Origin of the sequence: Ruminococcus sp. 1001136sp1_2201st1_G3_2201SCRN_220225, from assembly GCF_040924365.1 — a bacterium.
Lineage (GTDB): Bacteria > Bacillota > Clostridia > Lachnospirales > Lachnospiraceae > Blautia_A > Blautia_A faecis.
The window spans coordinates 20,824-36,295 of record NZ_JBCOME010000046.1; the positions used below are offsets into that span (position 1 = coordinate 20,824).

Consider the following 15,472-nt stretch of genomic DNA (forward strand, 5'->3'; position numbering starts at 1 on the left):
GATTATTACCTGCCAGTGCTATCATTACCGGAAGAAACCAGACCGATTGGGTACTGGGGAATGCTTCGAAAAGAATATATGAAAAACTATAAATCAGGTATGTATTCTTATCTTCTGTTGACTGGGAAATTGGACAGCTATCTGGCAGATCTGAATGAACAGGCACAGGAACGGTATGAATTGATTGAGGCACAAATACGAAGTGCGGAGGGAGTTACAGAGGAATTAAAAGCATGTAATCCTATGGAGTGGGTGCGACAGTGTAATAATGTCGAGAATCGTGTGCAGGAAATTGTATTGAGTGAATTGGTATATGTATAGGAGGAGCGTATGAGATACAGGATTGAATATGCTGATGGAAAATGTTGCAATTTCGCAAACAGCAGAAAAGATTTACTGGATTGGTTGAAACTTCTGAAAGATGAACAGATTGTTGATATCCGTAAAATCTATAAAAGCGGTGTTACAGATTCAGTTCTGGATAGTTACCGAAGATATTTAAAATAGTGAAGGGGTAGATGAAGATGTTGAAGCATATATGAGCCAGCACCGTCATGATACAGACATACAGGAATTGAAAACATATTTTACAAGTGTGATAGACTGGATTTCTGGTGTATTTAGTGATGTGGAAAGTGAAATGCGTGGGATTGAGTGGGGAAGATTATTTGAAACTTATCATAACCAACCATATGATCCGGTGGAAGCAGGAAGCGGCACATAAGGAAGCACCGAAAGTAAGAGAAGATAAAGCCAGATAGATGTGAGGACGTGGGAGAAATCCTGCGTCCTTTTTTAATGCGGATAAATATGATAGATGGTAAATAGTGTGTTGTTATTACTCGGTCAACCGACTATGATATATAGTGAATATTTTGTAGAAGATAGAATGTCTGGTGACAGATGAAAAGCAGCATAAAGAATAGCGGTGAAATTCAAACAAAGGAACCTTACATCAAATGTAAGTGGTGTATTTATGCTTTGTGTAGTAAAATTTTAATTGTAAAAAAGTATGAACAAAAAAGAGGTGTTAAGAATGGATTATACAAAAAAACTTTTAGAAGTACGCGACCTGCACAAAGCATATTCCAAAGAGGGCGTTCCCACAAAAGCACTAAACGGAATTACCTTTGATGTTCTAAGTGGCGAATATTTGGGAATTATGGGAGCCAGCGGTTCCGGGAAAACAACATTATTAAATTGTATTGCTACGGTCATTAAACCTACCTCTGGACAAATTTTGCTCTCCGGGGCGAATATAAGTGCCTTTGACGGTGCTAAGTTAGCGGAATACCGTGGAAATAGAATTGGTTATCTGTTTCAAGACTTTGCTTTGCTTGATAATTTGACAGGCAGAGAAAATATTCTGTTGCCCTTATCCATTCACAATATAGATAGTTCCATAGCCGAAAAGCACCTAAATGATATAGCCGGATTTCTTGGAATTACTGATGTTCTTTCAAAGTTTCCGGCGCAAATGTCCGGCGGTCAAAAGCAGCGTGTAGCCGCAGCCCGTAGTTTGATTTCTAATCCAGATATTATTTTGGCTGATGAGCCGACAGGCGCATTAGACACAAAAGCTGCACGGTTGCTTATGGAAAAATTACAGGAAGTCAACCAAGTGCAAGGACGTACCATTTTAATGGTTACGCATGACCCTAACGCAGCAAGTTTCTGTTCCCGCATTTTGTTCATACAGGACGGCGTTATTTTCCATGAATTGCGTCGCAAAGTTCCGACAGAAACACGGGAAGAATTTTATGCGCGCATATTACAGGTAATGGCGCAAATGGGAGGAGGGAGCGCAAATGTTCTTTAACCTTGCATGGAGAAATTCCAAACGTAGCCGCAATGAAAATCTGATTTACTTTCTGACAATGGTAACGGCGGTAGCGGCATTTTACATTGTGCTTTCTCTCGGAGCGCAGGACGTTATACGCTTTTTAAGCAGCCTTGAAAGCGATGCCGTGGAACGGCTGCTTACAAACCTTTTACCTACTGTCTATGTTTGTGCATTATTATTTGTATTTTTCCTTGTAGTATTTGCAAATAAGTATCAGCTCGAATGTCGCAGCCGGGAACTAGGATTATATTTGATGTTTGGTATGACAAAGACCCGATTATTTACGCAAATTATGACGGAGGGGCTTATCACTTCACTTGTCGCCCTCTTGGGTGGACTTATCTGCGGTGGTTTTCTATCCGAAGTTATCAGCCTTGCAACGGCACGTTTAGTCGGACACGGTGTTATTGCACATCAATCAAGTTTTTCATTAAGCGCAGTTTTCTTTACGATATTGGGATTTTTAATCATCCAATGTGTGGCGTTGTTTATACTATGCGGAAAATTGTTTAAGAAAGAAGTCCACCAACTGCTTTATGGAGAAATGGGAAAAAAACAACACACGGGCAGCACACACGGAAGTTTGCTATCCCTTGTAATTGGTACGGCAGTTTTACTTGTTGCATACTGGGTTGTCATAGAACACTTCATGACTGGCGGTGGTGTAATGCTGCTTGTTGCTGTCCTGCTTGGAATTGTTGGAACAATTCTTTTTATCCGAGGCATTGCCCGGCTTTTAAGTATAGTAGCTGCTTCTAACAAACGGAAAGCGACAAATGGACTTTATGTATTTACTTTGCGACAGCTTCACGAGAATGTTGTTTATAAATATATTTCAATTAGTGTTGCGTCTATTCTGATGATGCTTACCATTATGTTTATTGCAAATGGTTCTGCAACTATTATGTCGCATGGGAATGAATTAACAAGAACTTCTGCTGTTTATGATTTTACAGTAATGGGCGAAGAACAGAATGTTGAGCAATACCTTTCCGACGACCAAATGCGAGTTTATGTAGCTAATCTTAACCGTATGGAAACAGGGAACATGAAACGTCCTGCTTCCGGGGAAATGAAATCCTTTGTTGACTGGTCTGTATTAAGAAAAGAGATTGTTCAAAACTTGCCAGAGGGTGTAATAGACCCTGCGACACAAGAAGCTGCCAGTTACGAATTTGGTTCACATCAACCCGCAGCCCTTAATCTGCTTGGATTTATTGATACGGGGAGTGTTTCTCCTTATATGCTCCCAGTTTCATCATATAATCGCCTGTTGGAAGCCGCAGGAGAAAAGCAAATAAATCTTGAAAATGACGAAGCTGTTTTTTACCTCAACCCGGACTTTTTAGAAGATGAACAGGAAGATACCGTTGCTCTGTTAGACAGGATTGCAGAGAACGCACAGACAAGCGGTAATGCGTTGATTTCCATTGACAAAAAGTCAGTTACACTTGTTCCGTCTGTACCGATGAAAGGACTTACTGCTGATGAAAATGTTAAAATTGTAACCGCATTGATTGTTTCCGACGAGATATATCATAACTATGTAGACCCGGACACCTGTTCTGTATATTGGAATTTCTGTATTCCGAATGAGATTGTAGAAGCAAACGGACTGATGCTGTCCGTTATGGAAGCACGCGATTTGCTGAAGCCGTCCGGTCTGTATTACGAAAGCTATCTTGATAATTTCGGGCGGCAACTATTTTATCTTATCTCCGGGAGTTACATGACTTTATATATGGGCTTTATGCTATTGATTATCGCGTGTGCATTGCTTGCTTTGCAATTCTTAACACAAATGCAATCGACAAAATCAAGATATTTGACACTCTCAATTTTGGGTGCGAGGCGAGAACAGATAAAACGGTCAATTTATAAACAAGTTTTATGGTATTTTCTACTCCCCCTAATGTTGGCTTGTATAAGTGGTACGGTTGGTCTTTATGCAATGCAGCAGCATTTATACTCTGACAGCACAAGGATCGGGCAATCTTATCCGTTGTTGATTATTATGGCATTTACTGTCGTTCTTATTATGGCAATTTACGGTGTGGCTGTTGCGCGGACAGCTACACGGGAAATCGGAAAAATAAATTACAAGCCTAATTCATAACAGGCTTACGTGAAAGGAGGTGGTCGTATTGGCACGAATTATGGTAGTTGAAGATGATGTTTATATGCGGGAAGAACTGACGGATTTATTGAGAAAGTCGGGGTATGAAACAGCCTCGTTATTTGATTTTGAAAACGCAATACCGGAAATTACAGAGTATTCCCCCGATTTGGTTTTACTCGACATAAATCTTCCATTTCATTCCGGCTTTGAAATCTGCAAAGAATTAAAAGCAAAGCAGCTTGGAACAGTGTTGGTATTGACAGCAAGAGATAAATTGCAGGACGAACTTCACGCATTAGGATTGGGAGCTGATGACTACTTAACAAAGCCGTGTAATATAGAGCGCCTGCTTGCCCGCATTAAAAATTTATTACGACGCAAAGAGGAACAGATACGGCAAGGCTTACTGGACGGGAACGGATTTTTACTTGACCCAAACACCTTTACAATTTATGTGGGGAAGAGTTCTTCCCTCATGCCACCCAATGAGGGAAAAATATTGCTTGCGCTTTTGAAGAAAAGCCCTAATCTTGTTACCAAACATGAGCTGTGCAACGTGCTTTGGGGAACGGAAGAATGCATTGACGAAAATGCGCTGCAAGTAACTTTTACGCGATTGAGGAAAACGCTCCGTGAATTTGGTCTTGAAGAACGGATAGAAACAGTACGCGGACAAGGCTACCGCTTGAAAGAGCAGGTGCGATTATGAAGAAGCTAAAAATATTTTTAACCTATATTTCCTCTAATCGTGTATGGATTATCACACTTGCCTGTTTGGACGTATTCTTTATATTCCTTGCCTGGCTGGCTAATCCAGATTATTTTATCAATTATGTTGCATTGATCATTTTCGTATCATTTGCCACACTTGCTATCCCGCTTGCTATATCAATCAGAAAACGCAACAAGACAGACGCTATTTTTCGGCGTTTCCTATTGGAGCCAGACGATACCAACGAATACTTACTGTGTGAAGCTGTTCCCGCAGTATTACGCCCTTATATCTGTGAATTGGGGCAGCATTTGAGGACGCAGCAGGAATATATCAACGAACAGAAAATTACAGTTACAGATTATCAACACTACATTGAAAATTGGGTACATGAAATCAAAAAGCCGCTATCCCTTATGACCTTGCTACTGGACAATCGAAAAGATGAAATGTCCCCTTTGGTTCATACCCGTATGCTGTATGTACGCGACCATACCCGACAGGATATAGAACAAATTCTATACTTTTCAAGGCTTGGGGCTACTCATAAGGATTACTTTTTTGAGCCGCTTTCAATTCTTGAAATTTGTCGTGAAGCAGTTGAAGATAATTTAACGCTTCTTGAAGAAGCTGGATTTTCTGTTGAATATACCGAAAACGATGCTCAAGTGATTTCTGACAAAAAAGGTTTGATGTTCATTTTAGGACAGATAATCAGCAATAGTGTGAAATATACGGGGAACAATCCTGCTCCTCGACTTCTCTTTTCCATTGCTGATAGTGCGGATAATGAACAGATTTCTTTATCTATGAAAGACAACGGCACAAGCATACCGTTGTCTGACTTACCTTTTGTTTTCGACAAGGGGTTTACTGGAGATACGGGCAGTTACCTTAGTCGTTCTACGGGTATGGGGTTATACCTTGTTCAGAAAATGGCAACTGACCTGTCTATCACGGTGGAGCTAAAAAACAATTCTTGCGGTGGAACAACTGTAACCTTGACGTTCCCGAAAGTGGAGCGTCCATTTGGGAGGTAATGAAATGCAGTTACAAAACGAAACAATAAAAGAGCGCACACCAATAAAAGGCTTGCTCATTGATTGGTTGATTATATTTGGAACATATCTTTTTATCCGTGTATTCTTCGCCCTCTTTGGGCTTCATCAGAATATTGTCATTTTGGGCTGTTGCCTTGCGGTATTGCCATATCTTTTGGGGGCAGTATATTTACAGAAATCCCACAAGCAATGTCCATTATGGCTTTCTGCATCGGCTATTTTAATACCGTCCATTGTTGAAAAAATAGCGATATATTTATTTGGTGCGTACTTATACAATTTAAGCCCGATAAATGTTTTAGGAGTTATGGAAGCGATTAAGAGTAACGCATCATACACAAACTTCATTAAAAATCAATCAGCACAGAATTTAATCAATCTATCATATTTGAATTGGACATACATTCTATGCAGTATAGCTATTTCTGTTTTGGTTATCTTGCTTTTAAATCAGACAAAACAGAAAAGTAATAAAGGATAAAGAGAACTTTATGAAAGTGACATAGTATAAAACATCTGCCACTCGACGGCAAAAGAAAAAAAAACGTCGCACAGCAAATATATAGGGTTAATTGTGAGATGAAAATATGAGAAATTAGCTGTATTTGATATATCTGAATCCGGCAGAGAGATTGGAGAAAAGTTGATACTTTTGCTTGATGAAAGACAACGGAAAGAACTTGCACAGTATTCGCCATATATTGCAATACCAAAGGTGTCTTCGCAAAACAGAAGATATATTCCGATGGATTATCTTGAAGGAGAAATAATTCCAGGCGATAAACTTTTTACAATGCCGTCAGCCACAAGTTACGAGTTTGGAATACTAATGTCCAATGTTCATATGGCATGGACCAGAGCAGTATGTGGTCGACTAAAGAGTGATTATAGTTATTCTAATATGATTGTTTATAATAATTTCCCTTGGCCTTCTCCAACAAATGATCAAAAGGAAAAGATAAGAAAAACGGCACAGGCTATCTTGAATGCTAGAGCACTTTATACAGATAGCAATCTTGCAGATCTTTATGATCCTTTGACAATGCCAACAGAATTACTGAAAGCACATAAAGCAAATAACAGAGCAGTGATGCATGCTTATGGATTTAGCATTAAAATGTCAGAAGCAGACTGTGTTGCTGAATTAATGAGAATGTATCAGAAATTGACAAAAGAAAAATAATGATTACCCCAAAGGGCATTAACCATAAGTGGTTAGTGCCTATTTTTTTGCTTTTTTTCAAAATCATCTGACTTTATACATTCTGCCACATGTGATTAGTGGAAAAATGATTTTTCAAGAAAATCCATGTCCTCACGTTCTCTGGAATATGCAACTAGCGAAGAAGTATTTCATTTATGTACAAAAAACTTGCAAAAAGGGGTTGGTAAATACCATTTCCAACGCTTTATAGGTAGAGGAATAATTATTTTTCAAAATTTCCCAAAATCATGTCCGATTTTGTCGCTCCCAATACAGAGTATATGAAGGGACTAACGAAAGTAAAAGAAAAAATGATAAAAATGTAAAAAAATATCACGAATCTTTTGCATCTTGCAAAGTCATTTGACTTTAGTAATTAGAGGACGTTTTGGAATGTTCCTTTGTTGAACCTTGACAATTGATAAGTGCACCCTGAAAGCCTACCAGGAGTTCTGCCATGACCTTTCTTTTTCTGAAAGCAAGCGGAATCATAATGACACTCCCGATGATGGGCGGTTGATCAAAGCCTTATGATCAGTGACCTGTGTATGCAGGCAGAGGCAGTCTGAGACGGCTGCAGGTGACAGGGAAACGCACAATAGACCGCTGATGCAACAAGTAACTAATAACAATGATTAAAGGGTATCATGCCCGGAAAGGACGTAAAAACTATGAATAGAGTGATTTTAATGGGAAGACTGACAAAGAATCCGGAGATCAAATATGCCGGAAAAGATAATGATATGGCAGTAGCAAGATATACACTGGCAGTGAACAGAAAATATAAACGTGATGGTGAACAGGAAGCGGATTTTATTTCGTGTGTAACATTTGGTAAGAGTGCAGAGTTTGCACAGAAATATCTTCACAAGGGAATGCGGATTGTGATCGGTGGTCGCATCAGCACTGGCAGTTATAAGGATAAGGATGGAAAGACGATTTATACCACAGATGTGATTGTGGAAGAACATGAATTTGCCCAGAACAAGGACAGCGGTGCTGGAGCAGATTCATCAGAAACTCCGAAAACAGATAAAGACGGATTTATGGAAGCGAAGGATGGAGAAAATCCGTTTGACTAATAAAAGCAGAAATCTGTCTAATAAAAATGTGGAGGTTATTTATGAGTGTAAGTTATAACAGATTGTGGAAACAGCTCATTGATAAAAATATGAAGCGAATAGAAATGCAACACCTCACCGGGATTAGTGCAAATATCCTTGCCCGGATGGGAAAAAATCAATATGTATCAATGGAAACAGTCGAGAAAATTTGTAAGAAAATGGATTGTACTATTGACGAGATGATGGAATTTATAGATTAAAGATAGCAAGCCGGATACGGCATAATTCTCTTAGCAAAGCTAAGAGCGCACTTCTATACAGGCAATTACATCTGCCTGTATCGTGCGACCTGCGGTGCCATTCCTGACTTTGAAGAATTTCAATCCGGGAATATAGCGAAATCATAGATTTCGTACAAGGGGATAATTTCCCCTTGCGGCAAGAAGCCTATCCTATTGTAATAACTAATCTATTTTAAAATTGCGGAGGTCAGTATTTCTTTATTGTGAAACAACGACCTCTGTTTTTTATATCCAGGAATCGGCATTTATGAGAAGACCGGTTCTTTTTGTTTACAGAAAAAGGAGGACAGGAAAGTGAGCAGAGCAAAAAATCCGAAATATGAATCCATGTCATTGGAAGAACTGAGAGCCAACATGGAAAAAAGTAAAAAGGAACTGGAACATGCGATCCACAATAAAAATATTCTTGAACAGAGGAAAAGGATAGTGGAGCGAAAGGAACGTTCCCACAGATTGATCGTTAAAGGAGCAGAGTTTGAAAAAGCATTTCCATTATCCAGAGATTTGGAACAGGAAGAAGTTCAGGATGTTATGGAACAGTTGCAGAACAGTAGTTACAACAAGAGTATTGTGCGACAGGTTTACATAGCAGCCTTACACAAAGAGCAACAGCAGATTGCAGAAGCAGTTGAAAGAGCAGAAAAAGGAGATGACAGTTAATGGCATTGTATCATTTTTCGGTAAAGCAGGTGTCCAGAGGAAAAGGTCAGACAGTGGTTAATTCCGCAGCGTATATTTCGGGGCAGAAGCTTTATAACGATTATTATGGACAGACGCATGACTATACAAAAAAGTCTGGAGTAGTTTTCACAGAAATTCTGACGCCGGAATATGTGCCGGAACGTCTGACTGATCGGGAAACACTCTGGAATGAGGTAGAAAAGGTGGAGAAAAGTAAACGGGCACAGTTAGCTTATTCTTTTGATATTGCTTTGCAAAATGAACTGACGCTAGATGAAAATATAGAACTGGCAAGAGCGTTTTGCCGGGAGCAGTTCGTAGCACATGGCATGATTGTAGATCTGGCAGTTCATGAGGGAAAATCAAAGAATGAGGATGAACCAGATAATCCACATTTTCATGTACTTGCTCCAATCCGTCCTTTTACAGAAGATGGAAGATGGGGCAACAAGCAGAAACGGGAATATGTTCTGGATGAAGATGGAAACCGGATAAAAGATGCTAAAGGGAAGGATATATTCAATGCTGTTTCCACTACCGGGTGGAATGATCCGGAGCTTTTAAAGGAATGGAGAAGAGCGTGGACGGAGAAAGTAAATGAAAAATTCCGGGAGTGCCACATGGCAGCCAGAATTGATCACCGTTCTTACAAAGAGCAGGGAATTGACTTGATTCCGACCATACATGAGGGATATGAAGTTCGGGCGATGGAGAAAAAGGGGATTAAAACAATCATCGGGGAACTGAACAGAGCTATTCGACAGTTCAATCAGATGTTTATTTCTTTGAAAGAATCCATTCAGTGGATGAAGACAGCTTATGAAGAAATGAAGGTAGAACTGGATCGCAGACAGAACCCTACACTTCTGGAAAGCCTGCAAGATTATTATGATAAAAAGACACAGGGCAGACTACCGCTCCCAAATTTCTATGCGGAGATGAAACGGAGAGGGAAGAATCTCTCCAACTTACAGGAGTTTGCAAAGTCTATCAATTATCTTCAGACACATCAGATAGAGACAATGGATGACTTGAAGGAACGGATTGATGAACTGAATGGTGTTGTATCAGTCAGTAAAAAAGAGATTTCCGAAAAGCGAGATCAGTTAAAGAAACTGGAAAATCTACAAAAGATGGCAGAAGTAATAAAGATAAACCAGCCATTGATTGATGAATATAACCGTTTCTATTTTCAGAAAAGAAGGGAGAAATATTACCAGCAGCATAAGAAAGAAATCAATTACTATCGCAAATGTGAACGGGAGCTGAAACAGCATCTGGATAAAAATGGAAAAGTGCCAACTGCCAGATGGAAACGGGAAAAAGAAGAACTCCGGACAGCGATCGAAGAGCTGAAAGCAGATAAGCAGCCATATCAAGATGAGTTGGCTTTTGTGAAAAAAGTACAGACCTGTGCAGATATTGCCAGACGTGACCGGGAAATGGCAGAAGCAGATACTTCCGGGCGTTCAGAAGAAAAAAGCGAGAAGCAGACAAAGTTCCCAGCATTTCACGCAGCTCAGACGGAAGATATTTTTGAAGAAAGCGGTAAAGCAGAGCAACAGCCGGTGAATCAGCAGGAGAAGAAGCCAGAAAAGAAGACTTCTCTTCTGAGAAAATTGGATGAAAAGAAGAAAGAGTGTGCAGAGCGTGATGCAAAACAACAGGCAGTGAGGGAAAAACGGAACCATGAGATGAGTTTATAACAGTCTGTCAACAGGACAGATAGGAAAGGATGATGAAAATGCAGTATACAGAAGAACAGATTGCAAGAGCAAACCAGACCGATCTTGTTTCTTTCCTGAACGAACAGGGAGAACAGTTGGTAAAAAGTGGCAGAGAATACCGTTGGAAAAAGCATGACAGTGTAACGATATCCGGAAACCGATGGTATCGGCATAGTCAGAGTAAAGGAGGTTATCCGGTAGATTTTGTAATGGAATTTTATTATGCAACATTCCCGGAAGCAGTGAAAATGCTGATCGGGGAAGAAGGCGAAGGCAGGCAGAAGTCCTGCCCCGCCCCGTCAAAAGACTTCCGATTACCGGAGAAAAATAAAGATAATGAAATGATTGTAAAGTATCTGACAGAAAGCAGAGAGCTTGAGAAAAATCTGGTGATGGAATGGATTGTCAGAGGAGATATTTACGAAGAAAAGAAGCATCATAATGTTGTATTTATCGGCAGAGATGCAGATGGTATTCCAAGATATGCACATTGCCGTGGAACTGGTGAAATGAAATATCGTGGAGATGTAGCCGGTTCTGATAAAGCTTTTGGATTTTGCCACAGAGGAACGGATAATCAGTTGTTTGTGTTTGAAGCAGCCATTGATCTGCTCTCTTTTATTCAGTTGTTTCCCAAAGACTGGAAGAAACGCAGCTACCTGAGTCTGGGTGGAGTCTCCAGTGTGGCACTGATGACCTTTCTTTCTGAACGCCCTCAGATTACTTCTGTTTTCCTGTGCCTGGATAATGACCAGGCAGGGAATGAGGCTTGTGAGAAACTGGCAGGAGAAATCTCAGAAGGATACAGTGTAATTCGTCTGAAACCATCGCGAAAAGACTGGAATGAAATCCTCTGTGATAAAAATACTGACAGAAAGAAAGCAATCGCAGAAACAATCACAATAAAAGTACCAGAAGCAGAAGAACTGGTGCCGATGTTATGTTATGAAGATATTAAGCAGACCAGTGTGGAGTGGTTGTGGTTTCCTTATATTCCATTTGGAAAACTGACAATCATTCAGGGCAATCCGGGAGAAGGAAAAACTTATTTTGCAATGATGCTGACGGCAGCTTGTACCAATCGAAAGTTATTTCCTAATATGGAAGATATTGAACCGTTCAATGTAATTTATCAGACAGCAGAGGACGGTATGGGTGACACTATCAAGCCAAGACTGATAGAAGCAGGAGCAGATCTGAGCCGGGTTATGGTAATTGATGATACGGAAGAAGCATTAACCCTATCTGATGATCGAATTGAAAAAGCAGTCAGACAGAATCGAGTGCGGCTTGTAATCATTGATCCGGTACAGGCATTTATTGGAGCAGATGTGGATATGAACCGGGCAAATGAAGTGCGTCCGGTGTTCCGAAAACTGGGAATGATTGCCGAGAAGACCGGATGTGCCATTGTGCTGATCGGACATCTGAATAAATCTTCCGGAACACAGAGCACTTATCGAGGACTTGGTTCTATTGATATTATGGCAGCAGTGCGAAGCTTGATTTTCATCGGAAAAGTAAGAAAAGATCCAACCACAAGGGTGTTGATTCATGAAAAAAGCTCGCTAGCGCCACCAGGGGAGACAATGGCATTTAAACTGGGAGACGAAGAAGGATTTCGATGGGTGGGAGCTTATGAGATTTCCGCAGATGAATTGTTAGATGGAAAAGAAGGAAAAGCAACAGAAACAAAGCTGGAGCGAGGGAGAAAATTGATCAGGGAACTGCTTGCTGATAAAAAAGAAATTTCAATCAGGGAATTAGACGAAAAGGCAAAGGAGCAGGGAATATCCGGGAGGACAATGCGTGATGTGAGAAGCCGAATGAAGAATGAGTTGGAGTACCAAGTAAATGAAAAGCAGGAGAATAGTATTCGATTAAAAGAATGATGGGTGGCAGAGTCATCGAAGCAAATACAGATTTTTATAGATACCCTATCTGCCACCTGCCGTCTGCCGGTGCATGAATACTTTCAAGTATCAGGAGTAAGTAAAAGTAGATTGACAGATAATATAGAAAAGCGTATTATAATAATAAGAGGTGGGATTTCCCACACAAATGCTTGCGTAGGAGGTGTTGATAATGGAAGCAATGAAAGATTATGTTGCCCATCTGGATAACAAAAAAAGAATTACTCTCAGAGGAGCTGCTTATCAGTATTATAATGTAAAAGAATATGGAAATGGCTGCATTATTCTGGAACCTCGGGAACTGGCAGTGCCAGAGTGCATTTCAGCCAGAACTCTGGCAGATATGGATCGTGCAGTAAGCAATTTTAAAAGAGGCGATGTTTCCCAGGCTATTGACCTGTCAGATTTTTAAAAGGAATGAGAGATGAATTTTAATATACGAATGGGAATTCCTGAAATGCAGGAACTTTGGTTAGATCTGCAGGAGAAATATCGTTCCGGTAATATAAAAAAGAAGGAAGAACAGTTGTATAAAAAATGGGGAAAGGCTTTAAAGCTGTTGTCGGCTGATCCGGGTTATCCGAGTCTTCAAACCCATGAAATAGAGCCATTATCCAGACGTTACGGAATGAAAGTGTGGCAATCTTATCTGGAAAATAAAACCAGTGGCGCAATGAGAATGTACTGGGTTTATGGACCAGACCAGAAAGATATTACAATTATTGGATTGGAGCCACACCCGGAAGATAAGAAAAATGGCGCATACGACCGAATTTCACTGTCGGATTTGTAGAATAAAACTGAATATGGAACTTAACACGAGCAGTTAGTCTATGAAAAATAGGTTAGCTGCTTTTTTCATGCAGAAAAGGAGGTGCGGTGTATGGGATATGCACGTAAAGATGTAGAGAAAACAAAGAAAATAGCAAAGAAATTCGTCCGTTATCAGGAAGGGGCAGAGCTTTACAGCATTGGGCTGACGAAATTCCAGGAGCTGGCGAAAGAAGCCAAAGCAGTGTATAAGATTGACAAGGTTGCCCTTGTAAACTGTGAGATATTTGAAAAGTATCTGGAGACATTCCGGATTGCGTAGGGAAGAAAAAATTGTGGAAGGACGAAAAACAGGGATTGACTTTTTGTCATACGAAAACTATAATGAAGATGTGGAGGAATAAGAACAGATATGGCGAAGACAGGAAGACCAAAGTCGGAAAATGTAAAAAAGAAAGTATTGAGTATCCGGGTGGAAGATTCTATGTATAAGCGTATCTGCGATTATGCCGGAAAGCACAAAATGACTGTGACAGAAGTTGTCCTGCAGGGACTGGAAAGAATTTTGAACAGACCTGAATAACATGAAGTCCTTCCTTTATTGAAGGAGGATTTTATATGGCACAGACAAGAAAAGATCTGCGAGGCAGAGTCTTGCGGAAAGGTGAATCACAGAGACGTTCCGATGAGAGGTATGTATATACTTATACAGATCCCCTTGGAAGACGTAAGTATGTTTATGCACAAGACCTTGTAACGCTTCGAGAAAAAGAAGCACAGCTCATGAAAGACCAGATGGACGGTCTGGATATTTATGTTGCCGGAAAGGCTACAGTAAATTTTGTATTTGACCGCTACATGAGTCTCAAAAACAATCTGAAACCAACGACCAAGAGTAATTATCTTTATATGTATGACCGATTTATCCGGGATACATTTGGAAAGCGGAATATAGCAGAGATTAAGTATTCTGATGTGGTGCAGTTCTATAATCATTTGACCAAGAAGCAGGAACTGAAGATTAACACATTGGAAACCATTCATACGTTATTGCATCCAACTTTTCAACTGGCTGTAAGGGATGACATTATCAGAAAAAATCCTACGGATGGAGTCATGGCAGAATTAAAGAAAAACTTAGGCATGAAGACCGGTGTGAGACATGCACTGACGATTCCACAGCAGAGAGCATTTATGGAATATATTGCTGCGCATCCGATTTATTTTCACTGGTGGCCGATTTTTACGATTTTTCTTGGAACCGGGTGCCGGATTGGAGAAGTTTTAGGGCTTCGATGGGAAGACATTGATTACGAGAAGCGGATTATCAGCATCAATCATAATCTGACGTATTATCCGGTAGGAGAAGACCGGGCATCGGAAAATCACATTTCGACGCCGAAAACAGAAGCCGGAATGCGTACGATTCCCATGTTGGATACAGTGAAAGATGCTTTTGAAATGATCTGGGAAGAGCAGAAAGAAAATGGCTGGACAGATGCAGAGATTGACGGAATGACAGGCTTTGTTTTCTGTAACCGTTATGGAAATATAATGAATGCCCAGTCAGTCAATCGAGCAATCAAGAGAATCTCATCTGCTTATAACGCAACAGAAGAAATAGAGGCAAAAAAAGAGCATCGGGAGCCGGTGCTGTTGCCGGATTTTTCAGCGCACAGCTTGAGACACACATTTTGCACAAGGCTTTGTGAAAGAGAAACAAACCTGAAAATAATCCAGTCGATCATGGGGCATAAGGATATTCAGACCACTATGGATATCTATGCAGAAGCGACAGAGGAGAAAAAACAGGAAACATTTGAACATTTGGCTGCAACAATGGATGTATTTTAAGAAGGGCTTATGAACCCTTTCATCTGACAACAGAAATAACCAAATGACATCAAATTGACAACAGATATGATTTGACAATGATTCATCATGAATGGTGATGAAGAGAAGACAATTTAATAGAAATAGCACAGCGAAGCATCACGAAGGGTAATGAAGAAAAATCAAAAAAATTCCCGACAATGAAGACCCTCGGTGGTGTAAAATCCGAAAATGGTGTAAGT

The 15,472-nt window shown here is 40.2% G+C and carries 19 protein-coding genes; all 19 read left to right on the forward strand.

Features of this window, described 5'->3' with window-relative positions:
* The coding region (locus AB5642_RS14320; RefSeq protein WP_368371704.1) for a TnpV protein at positions 1-321 on the forward strand (321 nt) is incomplete at its 5' end.
* A gap of 9 nt (positions 322-330) precedes the next feature.
* Positions 331-507 (forward strand): hypothetical protein, encoded by a 177-nt coding sequence (locus AB5642_RS14325; protein ID WP_173697015.1) that lies wholly within the window; start codon positions 331-333, stop codon positions 505-507.
* Positions 508-538: 31 nt separating this feature from the next.
* Positions 539-724 (forward strand): hypothetical protein, encoded by a 186-nt coding sequence (locus tag AB5642_RS14330; protein ID WP_055282109.1) that lies wholly within the window; start codon positions 539-541, stop codon positions 722-724.
* 312 nt (positions 725-1,036) lie between these two features.
* Entirely contained in the window at positions 1,037-1,819 is a 783-nt protein-coding gene (locus AB5642_RS14335) for an ABC transporter ATP-binding protein (RefSeq protein ID WP_055282106.1), read from the forward strand.
* Entirely contained in the window at positions 1,809-3,959 is a 2,151-nt protein-coding gene (locus AB5642_RS14340) for an ABC transporter permease (RefSeq protein WP_055282104.1), read from the forward strand. The genes AB5642_RS14335 and AB5642_RS14340 overlap by 11 nt, the downstream gene beginning before the upstream one ends.
* Before the next feature lie 28 nt (positions 3,960-3,987).
* Complete coding sequence (locus AB5642_RS14345) at positions 3,988-4,671, forward strand: response regulator transcription factor (protein WP_226838039.1); 684 nt, start codon at positions 3,988-3,990, stop codon at positions 4,669-4,671.
* A complete protein-coding gene (locus AB5642_RS14350; protein WP_055282102.1) occupies positions 4,668-5,714 on the forward strand; it encodes a HAMP domain-containing sensor histidine kinase in 1,047 nt (348 codons plus the stop codon). The genes AB5642_RS14345 and AB5642_RS14350 overlap by 4 nt, the downstream gene beginning before the upstream one ends.
* Positions 5,715-5,718: 4 nt before the next feature.
* Complete coding sequence (locus tag AB5642_RS14355) at positions 5,719-6,216, forward strand: hypothetical protein (protein WP_055282100.1); 498 nt, start codon at positions 5,719-5,721, stop codon at positions 6,214-6,216.
* Positions 6,217-6,387: 171 nt separating this feature from the next.
* Positions 6,388-6,918, forward strand: a complete 531-nt coding sequence (locus tag AB5642_RS14360; protein ID WP_055282097.1) for a type IIL restriction-modification enzyme MmeI — start codon at positions 6,388-6,390, stop codon at positions 6,916-6,918.
* 692 nt (positions 6,919-7,610) lie between these two features.
* A complete protein-coding gene (locus AB5642_RS14365) occupies positions 7,611-8,021 on the forward strand; it encodes a single-stranded DNA-binding protein (protein ID WP_148872503.1) in 411 nt (136 codons plus the stop codon).
* A gap of 41 nt (positions 8,022-8,062) precedes the next feature.
* On the forward strand, positions 8,063-8,263 hold the full coding sequence (locus AB5642_RS14370; protein ID WP_148872501.1) for a helix-turn-helix transcriptional regulator: 201 nt from the start codon (positions 8,063-8,065) through the stop codon (positions 8,261-8,263).
* 336 nt (positions 8,264-8,599) lie between these two features.
* The gene (locus AB5642_RS14375; protein WP_055282090.1) at positions 8,600-8,965 is read left to right on the forward strand and encodes a DUF3847 domain-containing protein; all 366 of its coding nucleotides are present in this window, start codon (positions 8,600-8,602) and stop codon (positions 8,963-8,965) included.
* The gene (gene mobQ / locus AB5642_RS14380) at positions 8,965-10,692 is read left to right on the forward strand and encodes a MobQ family relaxase (RefSeq protein WP_148872499.1); all 1,728 of its coding nucleotides are present in this window, start codon (positions 8,965-8,967) and stop codon (positions 10,690-10,692) included. Before AB5642_RS14375 ends, mobQ begins: the two co-directional genes overlap by 1 nt.
* Positions 10,693-10,730: 38 nt before the next feature.
* Positions 10,731-12,605, forward strand: coding sequence for an AAA family ATPase (locus AB5642_RS14385; RefSeq protein ID WP_055282228.1), 1,875 nt, complete (start codon positions 10,731-10,733; stop codon positions 12,603-12,605).
* Between the two features lie 193 nt (positions 12,606-12,798).
* Positions 12,799-13,038, forward strand: a complete 240-nt coding sequence (locus AB5642_RS14390) for a hypothetical protein (RefSeq protein WP_055282085.1) — start codon at positions 12,799-12,801, stop codon at positions 13,036-13,038.
* A 12-nt stretch (positions 13,039-13,050) separates the two neighbouring features.
* The gene (locus AB5642_RS14395) at positions 13,051-13,419 is read left to right on the forward strand and encodes a hypothetical protein (RefSeq protein WP_015526702.1); all 369 of its coding nucleotides are present in this window, start codon (positions 13,051-13,053) and stop codon (positions 13,417-13,419) included.
* Positions 13,420-13,509: 90 nt separating this feature from the next.
* Positions 13,510-13,719, forward strand: a complete 210-nt coding sequence (locus AB5642_RS14400; protein WP_005609464.1) for a DUF6462 family protein — start codon at positions 13,510-13,512, stop codon at positions 13,717-13,719.
* Between the two features lie 90 nt (positions 13,720-13,809).
* On the forward strand, positions 13,810-13,980 hold the full coding sequence (locus tag AB5642_RS14405) for a hypothetical protein (protein ID WP_172677201.1): 171 nt from the start codon (positions 13,810-13,812) through the stop codon (positions 13,978-13,980).
* 35 nt (positions 13,981-14,015) lie between these two features.
* Entirely contained in the window at positions 14,016-15,251 is a 1,236-nt protein-coding gene (locus tag AB5642_RS14410) for a tyrosine-type recombinase/integrase (protein ID WP_055282084.1), read from the forward strand.
* The last annotated feature ends 221 nt before the right edge of the window (positions 15,252-15,472 follow it).